The 16614-nt window shown below is 57.7% G+C and carries 3 protein-coding genes; 2 read left to right on the top strand and 1 reads right to left on the bottom strand.

Annotated elements, in window-relative coordinates; genetic code table 11:
* Positions 1 to 68: 68 nt before the first annotated feature.
* Complete coding sequence (locus J4D97_RS11125; protein WP_208307645.1) at positions 69 to 5285, bottom strand: translocation/assembly module TamB domain-containing protein; 5217 nt, start codon at positions 5283 to 5285, stop codon at positions 69 to 71.
* A 224-nt stretch (positions 5286 to 5509) separates the two neighbouring features.
* Between J4D97_RS11125 and J4D97_RS11120 the strand changes: the two genes are divergently transcribed.
* On the top strand, positions 5510 to 8245 hold the full coding sequence (locus tag J4D97_RS11120; RefSeq protein ID WP_208307644.1) for a 4-alpha-glucanotransferase: 2736 nt from the start codon (positions 5510 to 5512) through the stop codon (positions 8243 to 8245).
* Positions 8246 to 8950: 705 nt separating this feature from the next.
* Complete coding sequence (locus J4D97_RS11115) at positions 8951 to 16609, top strand: T9SS type A sorting domain-containing protein (protein ID WP_208307643.1); 7659 nt, start codon at positions 8951 to 8953, stop codon at positions 16607 to 16609.
* Positions 16610 to 16614: the final 5 nt, after the last annotated feature.

Raw genomic sequence — 16614 nt, 5'->3', positions numbered from 1 at the left:
AAAAGGCAGAAATAAAAGGCGAAACAATGAGCAGGGAGGGCGCGAAGATAGCGCCAGAACCCGGCGCGCTACCGCTGGGTAGAGTCGCGCCGAGCCACGGTGCGGGCGCGAGTAGAGTCCCGGCGCGCTGTGGTGCGGGTGGAGTCGCGCCGGGCGGGTGCTGCGGCAGTACGGGTGGCAGTAGAGTCCTGGGCAGCTTTCTTTTCTTCCTTGTCCTGGCGGCGGCGCTGCTTGCTTTCCTGCTTCACATCCTTATCGATGCCCTTAAACAGGTCGGCCAGGTTTTGGTAGTCGCGCTGGAAAATCAGGGAGGCCCCGTTACGCACGTACTGCCCATCAATGTCGCCGTAGGCGTTGTTGCGGTAGGCGCGTAGGCGCAGGCGGCCGTTGGCCAGGATGTTGTACTCAATGCTCACGTCGCCCCCAAAGTTGCTGACGCTCTGGTTGCCCTGCGAGGCAGGGTTACCGCCAGCTAGGGGCACATCGGTACCCAGGCGCACCGTGAGGCGGTTATTGAGCAGCTGGCGGCGCACGGCCACGTTCAGGTCGGTGCGGGTGCTCTGGTTGCCAGCCTTATCGAACTGATTCTGCGAGTCTACCCCCAGCTCTACGCCCAAGTTGGAGAGGTAGCTACCTGTGAGGTTGTTGAGTTGCTGGGTGAGCACCTGGCTAGCCGAGCCGCGCAGCTGGTCGCCCACAATGCTACCCCCACCTGTCGACTGGAAGGGGTCGTCGGTCATGAAGCGGCCCAGTACTAGCAGGGAGAACACCTGCTTGTTTAGCTCGCTGGTTTCGCTGGGCTGCCGCAACTGCGCCAAGCGGTTTTCAATCTGCGGACGTAGCGGAGAGCTGTTGTTTTCCGGCAGCTTAATGTCGAAATCAATCAGCGGCTTCAGCATCTCGCCTTTCACATTCAGAAACACGCGGAACGGGATGGTGTTGCGGGCCAAGTTCTTGTCTGTGTCAGAGTTGGTGCCCTGCGACGACAGCAGCTCCGAAGGCGCGGCCTTGATGTTATATATGGCCGACACGTTCAGTTGGGCGTTGTACGGGTCGCCGGCCCATACAATGGTGCTACCCTCCGCAATTTCGAAGTCGCGCTCTACCAAGTCATACAGCGACATATGGTACTGACCTTCTTTCACGGCCAGCGCCCCGCTGAGCGTGATAGTACCGGCCGGGTCAATGGCAGTGTTCAGCGTGCCCGATGCCTGCACGCGCAGGTTGTCACCGGTGATGGGGTCGATGATGATGGTGAAGGGCGTATCGTCGTTGATGGTGATGGTAGCGGCAATATCGAAGCCTGCTGCCGTCTGCGCCGAATCAACTTGTACTTGCCGGGCCAGCATGGTATCCAGCGGCGCGCTCTTGTCGATGAACTGCACAATGCCTTCGCTCTCTACCTTACCGGCTTCGTCGTTGGGCACTACCACCGTCAGGGCCGAGGGGTCTACCACGGTAGCCGTGGTACGTACTCTAGGTAGGTTCAGGTCGCCAGTGATTCGGGTATCCGAGTCTACTACCAGCTTGCCGTAGTACAGCTCGTTGTCCTTGGCTGTGCTCTGCACGGCAATGAAATCATTGGTAGTGGCCCGAAGCTGGAAGCGGTAGTCGTCGATGTAATTCTGCGTCAGCACGTAGCCATTCACCACCGCTTTGTTGCGCAGCGAGTCTAGAATCGTGAAGTTGTCAAAACGAATGCCCCGGTCGTCGAACACCAGGCTCTCGTTGGGTAGGGTGAAGGGCGAGCCGAGCTGCGTGATGCGGAAACCCGCGTCGTTGGTGTTCAGGCTCCCCCTAATCTCGGGCGCCGTGGTAGTGCCTGCAATGCTCATCTGGCCCGTGAGGTAGCCGCTCATGTCCTTAATCTCGCCGGCCGCGAAGGGCTCGGCGGTGGCTAGGTTCAGGCGCGTTACGTTCACGTTCATATCCAAAGCGCCGCTGGCGAGGTAGGCGCCGGTGGCGCGCACGTCGTTGTTGTTGGGGCCACCGGTCAGGCGGGCATCCACCTCGTAGCGGTCGGTGGTAGGGTTAGTGGCTTTCAGCGATACATCCCCAATCACCGACTTATTATAAGCAAATTGGTTGAGGTTCGCGTCGGCTGTGAAGGCCATGCGCGGCTGCCCAATGGCCCGCACCACAGCTTCGCCGTTCAGCGTGCCGCCTACCAGCGAGTCCTGCAGGCCGCCGGCCGTAGCCAGCATGTTCAGGTCGAGGTTTTGAAGGCGGGCTTGCAGCGGATAGTCGGCGCCGGGTAGGGTTTGCAAAGCAATTAGCTGGTTGCCTTGGCTCAGGTTCACATTCTCGGCCCGAATGGCGCCGCTGTTCACGTTGTAAGCAATGGAGTTGTTGGGCGCCACGGTCCACTGCTGATCGTTGAGCACCAGCTTGGGGTCGAAGCTGAACGAGTAGGCATCACCCTGTTCGAGCACTTGCAACGCGCCAGCTAAGTCCAGCTTAGTGGTGCTGTCCTTTTCGGCAATGCGCAGGTGCGTGCCTACCTTGTTATTGGCGATGCTACCCGTGAGGCTGGGGTGGGGGAGGCGCAGGCTAGTGTCTTGGGTTACCTGGTTGAGACGCACGGCATAGTCTAGTTTCTGCGGGTCCGACGATACATTCAGGCGCAGCGAATCCATGCGGTAGCCGGTGTACACAATCACCGGCACGCGGGCGTTCATAGTCAGGTCGGCATCGCGGCTGTCAAAGCTACCCGTCAGCTTGAAGGGCGACAGGGTAGTGAGGCCATCCACCATGCTGGTAGCAATGCGCGTATCCAGCAAGCTGGCATCGAAGGTGAACTGCCGCACAGGGCCACCCGGCTGGTAGCGCACACCCGGCAAATCGAAATAGCGGTCGATGTGCTCTTGCAGCACTGTGGCCAGGTCGCCGAGCGGGGTGTTGCCTTGCAAGTTCACGGCCAACACATTCGAGTCCAGGTTCAAGGACGTGTTGCCCGGCTGCTGCACAATCTTGCCCTGCAACCGGTCGAACACGATGGGTTGATTGTCGAGCACAATGGCTACGTCGGTACCCGAGAACGTGCCGTTGATGGTGTTGGCGCTGGCTCCGCTCAGGTCGAAGTTCAAGTTGCCCTGCACCCGCAAATCACCGCCGGTATAGAAGCCCAGCTTGGTGAGGTTGGCGCCTTTGATGTTGGTATTGAAGCTGTACGCCGGGTTGTCGGCGTCGCGCAGATTTACTACCCCGTCGAGCGTGAAGGCCAAGTTGGCGTCTTTCTCGCTACGGGCCGTGATGTCGTACTTGTTGCGGTCGATGTCTACCACCGCGTTGATGTCGTGATATACGTAGCCCTGGTAGCCCGCACGTTGCACGTCGGCCACCAGGCGGCCTACCATGGTATTAGGGTCGAGGCCACGGCCGTTGAAGCGGCCGGTGGCCGTTACGCTGCCAATGGTGGGGTCGCGTAGTACCTTACCCACATTGAAATTCTGCACGGCAAAGCGGGCCGTAATGGGTTCCCTACCAGCCGGACCGGCTTCCATGTTCACCACGGCATTGGCATTTCCGTAGGTGGTTTGCACCTTCAGATTGGTGTCAAATACCATGGCCGTGGGCCTACCCTTGAAGGTGCCCGATGCGGCAATGTTGGGGGGTAGGGAATAGCCAGCCGGAATAGTACCCTTGGGTACCAAGCTCCGAATGTCGGCGTCGGTGGTCGTAAACTTCTGCACGTCGAAATCGGCATACAGGCGGCGGTCCGTTTCGGGCAGGCCCTGGATGCGGCCACTGCCCACCACCTGCGTATTGCGGAAGCCCACAAAGTTCAGGTTGCGAATGCGCATGTCGCCCACACGGCCGTCCACCTGCCCACTAATCAGCACTGATTGATCGGGGCCAGTGGTGAAGGGTGGGGTGCTGGCAATGTCGGGGTAGAGGTAGAGAATGTCGCGGAAGCCGATGCGGGTTTCGCGCAGGTCGCCCTCAATCTTGAGGTTGGCAATATCGTCAGCAATGCCGCCCAGGCTTTCGTAGCCCATAGCCAGCGTGCGCCGGATGCGGGTATTGGGCGTTACAAGGTCGAGATTATCCAAGCGCGTTTGCACCGAATCGAATATCACATCGGCCTCGGCGTGGTTGATCTGGAAGCCGCTTTGCTCCTTGCCCTTCAACTCGTTGATGCGGCCGGTAGTGCTGTTTTCAGTGTATACTAGGTTGTTGGTTTGCAGGGCCAGGTCCGTAAAATCCAGGTGGTTGTAGTCCATGGCCGGCACGCGGGTCTTCTGCTTGGGCTCGTTGAAGTTGTCGAACTTCACATCCAGCCCGCTGATGTCAGACTTCTTCAGCGTCACGGCCCAGCTGGTCGAGTCGCCGGTGGTTTTGGTTACGGCGCTATCCAATCCGCGCACTACCTCGGCGGGGTTGATGGTGCGCTGCTCCGTCGGTATGTCTTTGTTCTGGGCGTAGGCGAAGGTGCTGTTCTTGAGCACCAGCGAGTTCAAGGCTACCTTGCTGTTAATCAGGTCGATGTTATCAGCGGTTACTTCTGCCTGCCCAATTTTCGTATTGATGTACTGCCCCGAGGGGTCATCCTGGTACACCAGGCTCACGGTATCCAAGTTCACTTTGTTTAGGTCGAACGTGAGCGTGAGTGGCTCAGAAGGTGTGTCCGGCGTTATTTTAGTTTGCCGAATATTGAAGCCGGCGCGGGCCAGTTTGGCATCACTAACCCGGTAAATGGACTTATCTACGTCTACCTCCTCCATATTCACGGCCAGCTCGCCTACCCGGCTGCGCACGTTCATGCCATCTACCTGGTCCTGGTAGGTCAGGAAAATATTGGTCAGGCGCACATCGCCGATGTTGTATTTGAAGCCGCCCGTGGTGTCGGCGGGGGTGGTGGTAGCCGTATCGGCAGTAGCGAAAGCGGCCGTGATGTAGTCGAAATTGTAGGCGCTGTCGGGCTCGGTGCGCGTGATGTGCACGGTGCCGTCGTTCAGCTCCAGGGAGCTAAGGTTGATTTCCGACTTAGTGAGAGCCCACAAATCCAGATCGACGCCTAAATGGCCCACCGACACCAGTGTATCACCTTTTTGGTCTTCCAGATACACCCCGTCTAGACTGATGGCGTGCTTGAAATCCGTGCGAAACTTACCGATGCGCACCTCCGTGCCAATCTTATCTTGCAAGTAGGAAGCTGCTTTGTTGGCAGCAAAATCCTGCACTCCCGGGAATTGCAGCGCAACGACCACTCCCATAATAAGAAGCAGCACAAAGGCCAGCAAACCAAGAATACCGTAAAGGATGCGACGGGCGAAAGTAGGCAAGGGAAATAGGCAAAAAGAGATTGAATCGAGATAACCAACGCAAAACTACCCGCTTAGGTTGGCTTCGGAGGCTATTAGCTATTGACCGATGGCTGTTAGCTTCTTCCACATAAAAGCCGACGTTAACAGCCATCAGCTAATAGCTAACAGTTGTAGCTTCGCACCCGGTTTGGTCGTAAACCCTACCAGACCCTTCGCATTCTTTTCCTACTCACGCGCTGCGTATGATTCTCCGTTTTTCTATTCCCTACTTCACTGCCTGGGGGCAACGCCTGGTGGTATGCGGTTCTGAGCCTAGCCTGGGCAACTGGAACCTTGATCAGGCTCTAAACCTGCACTTCGACCCCGCCGTGGGCACCTGGAGCCAGGAAATTACCCTGCCGGATACCGCCAGCGGCACCGTCTCCTATAAGTATATGTTGCTGAACCAGCAGGACGGTACCCAGGAGTGGGAATGGGGGCCTAATCGTACTATCGACTACCAGCAGGGACAATACCAGCGCGTCCTGCTGCACGATTTCTGGCGGGCACCCGCCGAACCCGAAAATGAGCTGTTTACGGCCGCTTTCACCGAGGCCTTGATGCGCCGCCCTACCTCCGCGCCAGCTGAGGCTGCCACGGAGGGCGTGACTGGCAACACCGCGGTGCGCTTCCAGTTGGCCGCGCCGCGTGTGCCCTCGGGTTGCCAGGTGTGCGTGCTGGGCTCCGATGCCGCCCTGGGCGCTTGGGATGCCAAGCAGGCCCTAGTGCTATCGGATGCCGACTACCCTACCTGGCACGCCGACATAACCCTGGCCCAACCCGACCGCATTGCTTTATATAAGTATGGTATCTGGGACCCGGCCACCCAAACCATGGTGCAGCTGGAAACCGGCGAAGACCGGGTGCTGCCGCCTTCCGAGCAGGAGTACACCCTGCGCGTGCGCGCCGACGAAAACTTCCGCTACACCACCGGTCACTGGCGCGGGGCCGGCGTGGCCCTCCCCGTGTTTGCCCTGCGCAGTCAGCAAGGCCTGGGGGTAGGGGAGTTCCCCGATCTGAAGCTGCTTATGGACTGGGCTGTGCGCACCAACTTGCAGTTGGTGCAGGTATTGCCCATCAACGATACCACCGCTACCCATACCTGGGTAGACAGTTACCCCTACGCCGCTATTTCGGTGTTTGCCCTGCACCCGCAGTACCTGAACCTGGATGCGGTGGCCGAGCTGCAAGACCCCGCCGACCGCGCCGAGCTGGACCGCCTGCGTGAGGAGCTGAACGCCAAGGATTTTGTGGACTACGAGCCGGTGATGAACGCCAAATGGGCGTTTATTCGCAAGCTCTACCAGCAAGAGAAAAAGCAGTTCTTATCCGATCCGGCGTTCAAAGCGTTTTTGCAGGAGCAGCGCAGCTGGCTGGTGCCGTACGCGGCCTTCTCAGCCCTACGCGACCGGTTCGGGACGGCCGATTTTCAGCAGTGGCCCCAGGAGTTCCGCGCTCCGCACGACCTGGAAGCTCTCACGGCCCAGACGCAACCCGACTTCGACGAGTTTGGTGTGCACTTCTTCACGCAGTTTCACCTCGATAAGCAGCTGCTTGAGGCCGTGAACTACGGCCGCGAGCGGGGCGTGGTACTGAAGGGTGACCTGCCCATTGGCATCTACCGCCACTCGGTAGATGCGTGGACCCAGCCTGAGCTGTACCATATGGACCGCCAAGCCGGCGCCCCACCAGACGACTTCTCTACCACCGGCCAGAACTGGCGCTTTCCTACCTACAACTGGGAGCGCATGGCCGAGGACGATTACGCGTGGTGGAAGCAGCGCATGGGCCACTTAGCCCGCTACTTCGACGCCCTGCGCATCGACCACATCCTAGGCTTCTTCCGCATCTGGGAGATGCCCGGCAACTCGGTGGAGGGTCTACTGGGCCACTTTGCGCCGGCCCTACCCCTGCACCGCGATGAGATTGAGCGCCGCTTGGGTTGGTTTGACTATGGCCGTCTGTGCATGCCCTACATCCGGTGGCACATGCTGCAAGACATCTTCCACGACCAGGCCCAGGCCGTGTACGACGAGTACATGGACGATGCTGGTTACGGTGCCATCCAACTGAAGCCGCACGTGGCCTCGCAGCGGCAGATTGAGGCATATATAGACGAGAAGATTGCCCGCGAGCCGCATAGCGCTGACCACTACAAGTGGCTGCGTACAGGCCTGTATCAGTTGGTGAACGAGGTGCTGTTCCTACCCGCTGGCAACGACTATTACCACCCGCGCATCACGCTCAACAAAACCTACTCCTTCCGCGAGCTGGACGGCGACGAAGCCCGCCGTCGACTCTACGACGACATCTACATCAATTTCTTCTACGGCCGCAACGAGGAGTTCTGGCGCGAGCAGGGCCTCATTAAGCTGCCGCCCGTACGCTACGCCACCAACATGCTGATTTGCGGCGAAGACCTGGGCATGGTACCTGCCTCGGTGCCCGGCGTGATGAAGCAGCTTGGCATCCTGGGCCTCAACATCCAGCGTATGCCCTCCGACCCCAAGGTGGAGTTCGGCCACCCCGACGCGGCGCCCTACCTCTCCGTCGTTAGCCCCGGCTCGCACGATATGAGCACCCTGCGCGGTTGGTGGGAGGAAGACCGCCAGAAAACCCAGCACTTCTTCGAAAACACGCTGGGCCACTGGGGCGAGCAGGCGCCTTATTACTGCGAGCCGTGGGTGGCCCGCGAGATTGTGGCGCAACACCTGCACTCGCCTGCCATGTGGGCCATTTTCCCGCTCCAGGATCTGTTGGCTCTCAGCGCCGACCTGCGCCGCGAGAACCCGCAGGACGAGCAGATCAACGTGCCCGCCAACCCGCAGCACTTTTGGAAATACCGTCTGCACCTCGATTTGGAAGACCTGAATCGGGCCACCAATTTCAATCACGAGTTGCACCAGTTGGTGGCCATGTGCAGCCGTGACCTAGTGTAGCCACATAACTGCCCCCTGCCTGCTTACTCAGGTAGATCGTCTAAATACTCGAAAGCCCAATGCTACCTCTGTAGTATTGGGCTTTTTTAATATATATTTTATTGAAAAAGTTATAAAAAATTGCTTTATGAGCGTATTCCATCTGAACTTGTCAAAGTGAATATATAAAAAAGTGAATTAAACTTTTTAAGAGTGATGGTTTAATTATTATTGATTTAAATATTACCTAATGCTATTTATTAATAATTGTAAATAGTACTAGGTAATGATTTTAATTAAATGCCCCTAATGCACCTGTTTTGCGTCAATGTATTGGCTCAATATTGGGTAATTACGGTGCAAATAAGCGCCTAGTTTATTCTCATATAGCTGTTGAATAGTCAATTATGAGAATGAATGCTGTGCGTATGATTGCTTGAAATAAACAATGACAATTAATTATTATTGTCTATTTCCTAAAATGAAATAGTTTGATTCAAAAATAGAAAGCTTGATTTTATTTTTTGTGGGTAGTATATAATGGGTGGTTAAGAAGAACAAGTGGCTACAGGCTTAAATCGAGCATATTATATGATGGACAGAAGGTGCGCAGGTTGCTGCAAAGACCTTGTCCAGATTTCCCAGATTGAGTATTCAGCTGCTTAATACAATTTAATACAAGCGGATCCTCCCCAGTTCTCGCATCTCACTAAAAAACTTTATTATATGAAAACAACCTTACGCTTGTTGGGGCTACTGCTAGCCCTGATTCCTCTGGGGCTCCCGCCGGCCTGGGCACAAACCTCGGCCTGCACACAAACGAATACCCTGAACTACGCAACGGCCAGTACTGGCGACCGACGTACCGCCACTGAAACGTCAGCAGGTACGTCGTTCACATACAGTGGCTATGCTAGCAGCGTACCTAGTGGGCAAACAAATTTGTTTTCAGTAGGCACAACTGCCCAGCTCAGCGGGCAGTCGCTGATCTGGCAGCAGGACAACACCAACAACGCTGGGGCGAATACCTCGTCGGTCACCATGACTTTCACTCGTCCGGTGAATGGCCTGACAATGGTTTTGCAGAACATTGACGCGGGTACTATCAGCAACGGGGGGAGCGACTTTATCGACGACCTAACGTTTGAGGCATATATCAACGGGAGCACGGAGCCGACTACCCTAACCAGTAGCAACTTTATTACGGGGACTAACAACGAATATGTAAGTGGTGGTCAGGTTCGTGGTACGGTTAACACGCCGGCAGGCAATACGGCTGCCAACGTAACGGCTAGCATGCCCAATGGCCTTACCAAGTTGGTTGTTCGCTACAGCAACACGTCTCCTTACACGGCTGGGAATAGTCGCTTGCAAACGCTGGGCATCAACTCTGTTGCGTGGTGTGCGCAGAGCGATATTTATGCACTGTATACAAGCGGCTCTCCCTCAGTTGTGTCCGGTGGAACCGCTACCTACACCGTGCAGTTCGGCAACAACGGTCCGGATGCGGCTGCTACAAACGTAGCCCGCACCGTAACGCTACCCACTGGCGCAGTGGTGACCAGCAACGGGGGCGGCACCGTATCAGGCAATACCATCAACTTTGGTACAGTGCCTTCTCTTGCATCAGGAGCCAGTCAATCGTTTACGTATGCCTATAGAGTACCTGCTGCGATAGGAAAATATGATAACGTGGCAGCCGTATCAGGTACCACCTCAAGCGACCCGGTAGCTAATAACTCTGCTGTGCTGGAGTTGGCAGTTACGGCAACTTGTAACAATACGGTTGCACTAAACTACGCCACCCGTGCTACGGGAGAAGATTGGCGCAACCGGGCGTTGCAGGGAGTGCCCACTGCCAGCTCCGTTACGCGGGCAAGCACTACCTATACTTCCAACGACAACATCAGCACGCTACAGGTAGGAACACTGAACAATGTGCAAACACTGGTTTGGAACGCTAACTACACCAGCGGCAACAGAGCAAATAATACTTCTACTGTTACCTACAACTTTGATCGGCCTGTTGCCAACCTTCGCCTAAATGTGCAGGACATAGATGCCATTGCCAATGGTGGTTTGCTAGGTATTGGAACGTCTGGTTTTACGGATGAGGTAACCTTTATGGGCAACAACAACGGCGTTAACGTAGTGCCGGCCGTAGACAAGGTGAATCCTGCTTCTATTTATGTAAACGTTGCCAATAACGTTGCCACCGGCGTAGTCGCTGCGGGTCGGAACGCAAGTTCCAACGACGCTTCGGTCACGGTTACCTTTCCGATGCCCGTTACGTCTATCACGCTCACGTACCGCAACGTGACTACTACGGCAACCTTCACCACCCAGGCTATTGGTATCAATGATATGAGCTGGTGCCGTGTCGAGCCTATTGCCAACGACATCACGAATACGAGCCTGCCGGGAGGCATTGGGGCCACCCGCATTGCAAACCTGACCGGCTCGGCTGATGGTACCATTCAGTCGTATAGGATTACGGCGCTGCCTGCCAGTGCGCAGGGCGCGCTCTACGTAAACAACACCGTACTAAACACCACCAACTTCCCCGGGTTGGTGCTGACGCCAACGCAGGCAACGCAGCTCTTTTTTGCGCCGGCGGCTACTTTCAGCGGCAACGCTAGCTTCGCCTACACCGTGACCGACGACAGCGGTACGTCGGACGCGACGCCGGCCACCTACACCATTCCCGTAACGGCTACCGGCGCTAGCGGTACACCGGCTCCCTGTGCTACGCCCGGCAAAGATGGCTCGGTGGCCAGCCTAACGGTGAACCCCGACACGTACTACCCCAGCACAGCCCCCCAAACCCTGAATGCAGGTGCTACCTCTATTGCAGTGGGCGCCGCTACGGGTACTACCCTAACTAACATTGAGGCCGGCGACCTGCTCCTAGTTATTCAGATGCAAGGGGCTGACATCAACTCTACCAACACCGATGCCTACGGCGATGGGGTGACTGGCGGCGGCGCAAGCGGCTACCTCAGCACGGCTAGCTTCACGGCGGGCACGTACGAATACGTGGTGGCCAGTAGCACCGTAACGGCAGCGGCGGGCGGTACCATTCAATTGGCTACCCCGCTGGTGAATGGCTATCAGAATGCGGCGGCTACCACCACGGCCGGGCAGCGGCGCTTCCAAGTGGTGCGCGTTCCGCAGTACGGCAACCTAACGCTAGGCGCTACCATCTCGGCGGCAGCCTGGAATGGTTCTACGGGTGGTATCCTGGTCATGGATGTGGCGGGGGTGCTGAACCTGAATGGCTTTACCATCAATGCCACGGCGGCTGGCTTCCGTGGCGGTGCAGGCCGCACGCAGACCAACGCGAATAGAGGAGATCTGGCGTACGTTACTACGTCGGCTTCTAATAACAACGGGCAGAAAGGCGAAGGCATTGCGGGCACTCCCCAATACGTCTTCAACGGGACGGCATTGGTCAATACCGGGGCCGATGGGTACCCTAGCGGTAGCAACGGCCGTGGCGCCCCTGGCAACGCGGGCGGCGGCGGCAACGATAACATTGACAACAGTGGCGGCGGCGGCGGCGGCAACGGTGGCCGCGGTGGCCGCGGTGGCAATAATTTCGCCAGCAACTTAGCTATCGGTGGCGAGCCGGGCGCATCCTTTGCGGAAGTTAGAAGCAGCCGTCTGATTATGGGCGGTGGCGGCGGTGCCGGTAGCACCAATAACAACAGCGGCACGCCTGCCAACGGCTTGGCCAGCAGCGGTGCCATCGGTGGCGGTATCATCATGGTGCGCACTGGTTCTGTAATAGGAACAGGCTCATTGATTGCAAACGGAGCCGCCGCCAACAACACCGTAGCCGACGATGGCAGCGGTGGTGGTGGCGCGGGCGGCTCTATCCTACTAACGGCCGTGAATACCAGCGGCTTGGCCAACGTGACGCTGACGGCAAACGGTGGTACCGGTGGCACCAACACGGGCAGTGGCACCACGGGCTACCACGGCCCGGGCGGCGGCGGCGGTGGCGGGGTAGTACTGGCAAATGGTGCGGTAGCTGCCGCTTCAAGCGCAGCAGGTGCGGCCAATGGCTTAACCTCGAGCAGCAATGCCTTTGGGGCAGCAGCAGGCAGCGTGGGCGTAAGCAACGCGCAAATCAATGGCAGCATTGCCAACAGCACAGTGGGCACCACGTGCGCGGCCGACGTAACGACTACCCTGGACGGGCCTACCCGCCTGAATCCTGGTCAGCCTTCGGGCAACTACACAGTAACGTTTACCAACGTAGGCACTGCTACGGCCAATGGAGTAGTACAAACCGTAACGCTGCCTGCCGGTGTAACGAGCGTGCTGGTACCCGACGGTGCTATGTATAATCCGACAACGCGTGTTATCACCTTTGTGAGCATGACGGGTATTACGCTGAGCAGCCGGGCCAGCAATCCCTATCAGTTTAGCTTTACGACACCCAAGCAAACCGGCGACCTGATGCTGATAAGCAATGTAAGCACCACCACAAGCGAGGGCGTGAATGCAGCCGCCAATCAGGCTACCCTGACAGCCACGCTAAACATGGCCGCCGACGTCGCCATTACGGTAGCTACACCCACTAACCCGGTTACGGCTGGGCAAACAGGTACGTTCAACGTGACGCTTTCAAACGTGGGTACAAGCGCTGCCTCTTCGCCTACGGCGCAACTACAGCTGCCGGCCGGCCTGATGGGAGTGAATGTAACCGGCACAAACGGGGTAGCGGGAACGTACAACCCAACCACGGGCCTTGTGACGTATACTTTCCCGAACGGGAACGAAGCGTTGGCCAGCGGCTTTTCGGCTACATCGGCCATTACCTTTACAGCGCCCGCTACGGGTCCGGTAACCGCTACCGCCACCATTGGCACAACCACCTACGAGGCTGGGCAGACGGCGAATAACGTGGCCACCATCATGCTCAACATCACGCCTGCCTTCGACCTGGCTACCAGTATTTCGGGCCCTACCTCTACGGTGGCAGGAACCCTTACTACCTTCACGGTGCTGACGACCAACGCTGGCCCCTCGCCCGCCAGCGGCGTAACGCAGTTCGTGCAGCTTCCTGCCGGGCTAAGGGACGTATTCGTGTCGAATAACGGGACCTACGACGGTACTTCCGGTATTGTCACCTTCCCCACGTTGGCAACGCTGGCCAATGGTGTGAGCGTAAACAATATCATCAGCTTCGCGGCACCCGCAACGGGCTTCACGGCCACGGCCAATGTGACACCCACTGCCGGCGACTTATTTCCGAACAACAACAGCGCGGCCGCTCCGGCTACTACTGTAGCACCAGCTACCAGCGCGCAAGCCAACGTGTACACGAACATTACGCTGCCTGTGGTTAATGTGGCTCCAGGCGATGCAGTGATTTTCACCGTGGCAACGGGTAACGCGGGCCCCGCTACGGCCACCGATGTGGTACAGCAAGTAGCGTTGCCGGTTGGACTGAACAACGTGCAGGTAACAGGTGGCGGCACCTACGACCGCACAACGGGTATTGTATCCTTCCCCGCTGCCAGCCTCGCTAGTGGCACCGCTACCTCGCAGATGATTATGCTAACAGCCCCTGCGGCCGGTACCGTGCTGGCTGTGGCCAGCGTTAGCTCAACTATATCAGACCCTATGCTGGCAAACAACGCCGCCTCGGCGGCAGCCGTTGTAACGCCGCAGGCCGATGTAGCTACCACGCTGCAAGGGCCACAATCGACCGTGGCAGGACAGTCGGTGACCTACACCGTGACTACCTCCAACAATGGCGCGGCAGTGGCATCCAACGTGGTGCAGCTCGTGCAGATTCCGGCTGGTTTGGCGGGGGTGAATGCCGGCGCCGGTATTTACGATGCCACAACGGGCATCATTACCTTCCCGGCTATTGCCAGTCAGGCGGTTGGCAGCACGGTTACGAGTAGCATCACGTTTACTGCTCCGGCTACTGGCTCGTTCACGAGTACGGCCTACGTAAGCGCCGCTACCCCAGATGCCGTACAAACCAATAATACGGCCTCCATGACCACCGCTACCCAGCGCAATTCAGACGTAGCCGTGTTCCTAACAGGTCCCGCTACTACGGTAGTAGGCAACCCCGCCACCTATGCCGTGACGACCACCAACATCGGGCCGTCGATTGCTGCTGGTCAAACTACAACGGTGCGGCTACCCGCCGGCCTGGGCGCAGGCAACGTGACCATCACGGGCGGCGGCACCTACAATAATACAACCGGTGTTGTGACCTTCCCGGCTGTAACGGAACAGGCCGTTGGCGCAGCGGGTACCATCACCAATACCATTACATTCCTGGTGCCCGACGTAGCGCAACTAACCATATCGGCCAACGCTGCAACCGTAGCAGGCACCAACGACCCGAGCCTGGGCAACAACACGGCGGTGATCAGCACCACCGTAGGAACGGCTACTCTTGCACAGGTAGATGCGCAAACGACCATTACGGCCAACGTAACCAGCCAGACGGCGGGGCAGCCCATTGTCTTCACGGTGACTACAACCAACGCCAGCACTACCACGGAAGCTACCAATGTAGTGCAGCAAGTGGCATTGCCCGCTGGTTTGACTAACGTAACGGTAGAGGACGGCGCGTATGATCCGCAGTCAGGTCTGGTGACGTTTGCAAGGCTGAGCACGCAGCCCGCGGGTACTACCCGCAGCCGCACGATTACGGTGAACGCACCCGGTGCTGGTCCGTTGGTGGCTCGCGCTAGCGTATCAACCGACAATCCGGATGCTGCGCCAGCCAACAACTTCGCCACGACCAGCGTGACCATCAGCGCCCGCGCGGATGTGGCAACGACCGTGAGCGGACCTGCAACCGCACTGCCCGGCGCCACGGTTACGTATAGTGTCGTAACACTAAACAACGGTCCGTCGGCCGCCGCAAATGTGGTGCAAACCGTTACGCTACCGGCCAACGTGACCAACGTTGTACTGCCAGCTGGCGCTACCCGAAACGGCGATGTGGTGACCTTCCCGACCATTGCCTCGCAAGCGGCTGGGGTAGCCGGACAGGTGACCAACAGCATCACCTTCACGGCGCCCGAGCCAAGCTTCGATGTAACCAGTTCGGTAACGTCGGCCACAACGGATGTGAACCTTAACAACAATACCTCAACGCAGACAACGGCGCTATCCAATCAAGCGCCGGTTGCCAACACGGTGGTAAACAGCCGACAGTCACCGCAGGGCAATACGGCCGGCCGCCTGGCCATTACGGCACTAAGCGGCCGCGATGCCGATGGACAGATTGCGTTCTATACCATCACATCGCGCCCGACTGCAGCACAAGGGGTATTGTATCTGAATGGTAATCCAGTGGCGAACAACCAACTCATCTTTGCAATGGATGCAGAAAAGCTAACGTTTGATCCGGCTGCCGGCTACGTGGGTAACGTGTTTTTCACCTACACAGCCACGGATAACGCGAGTACCGTATCGGCTCCTGCACTGTATCAGATAGTAGTTGGGCGCGATAATGCCGCGGTGTACACACTTGCCGCTATGAAGGGTAGTAACGAGCTCTACCAGAATGACGATGTTATTGCATCTGTATTCGATGTGAACGGGGGCGTATACAACGCTGCCACGCCGCAGGGCATAATCGACAACGGGGTGCGCCAAGCGGTAGCAGCTGACCAGACCAGTGTCGAGCAGCTCAGCGCGTTGGGTATGGCGCTCGATCCTGCCACAGGACGCCTCTATGTGCTGGACCGCACCAAGCTGCGGGCGGGTAGCTACACCACAAACATCACGACAACAGATGCCAATGGTGGTATCACTACGCAGGCATTGGCCTTCACCATTGGCGGGCAGCCGCTGCCAGTAGAGCTAGTGAGCTTTGCAGCTAAAGCAGCGCAGCAGAATGCGGGACTAACCTGGCGTACGGCTTCGGAGAAAAACAACGACCACTTTGTGGTAGAGCGCTCCATAGATGGTCTCACGTTTGTGACGGTAGGCACCGTGAAAGGCAACGGCTCCACCTCCGCTGCCCACGACTACCACCTGACGGACGTGGGCGCTGCCCGGGTAGCGCAGCAACTCTATTACCGCCTGCGGCAAGTAGATCAGGATGGGACGGAGTCGCTCTCGCCGGTGCGTACCGTGACATTTGCCAGAGAGGTAGCAACTGCTCCCACCCTGTATCCAAACCCTGCCAATACGAGCACCAAACTCGATTTGAGTGGTCTGCCGTTAGGTCCTTACCAGGTAACGGTGGTAGATATGGCCGGCCGTACGGTTGCTACCTGTACTGTGAGCGGTGGCCTACAGTCGCAGCTTCAGATACAACAATTGCCAACGGGTTCTTATACCGTACTGGTGCAAGGTGCTGAAGGGCGCCACGTATTACGCTTTATGAAGGAATAGAAATT

The organism is Hymenobacter defluvii, from assembly GCF_017589435.1.
GTDB classification, from domain to species: Bacteria; Bacteroidota; Bacteroidia; order Cytophagales; family Hymenobacteraceae; genus Hymenobacter; species Hymenobacter profundi.
This window is presented reverse-complemented; position numbering and strand designations above follow the sequence as displayed.

Excerpts from the sequence above, each read along its gene's own strand:
- J4D97_RS11115 (WP_208307643.1), top strand. The coding sequence starts at position 8,951 with ATGAAAACAACCTTACGCTTGTTGGGGCTACTGCTAGCCCTGATTCCT.
- J4D97_RS11120 (WP_208307644.1), top strand. The coding sequence starts at position 5,510 with ATGATTCTCCGTTTTTCTATTCCCTACTTCACTGCCTGGGGGCAACGC.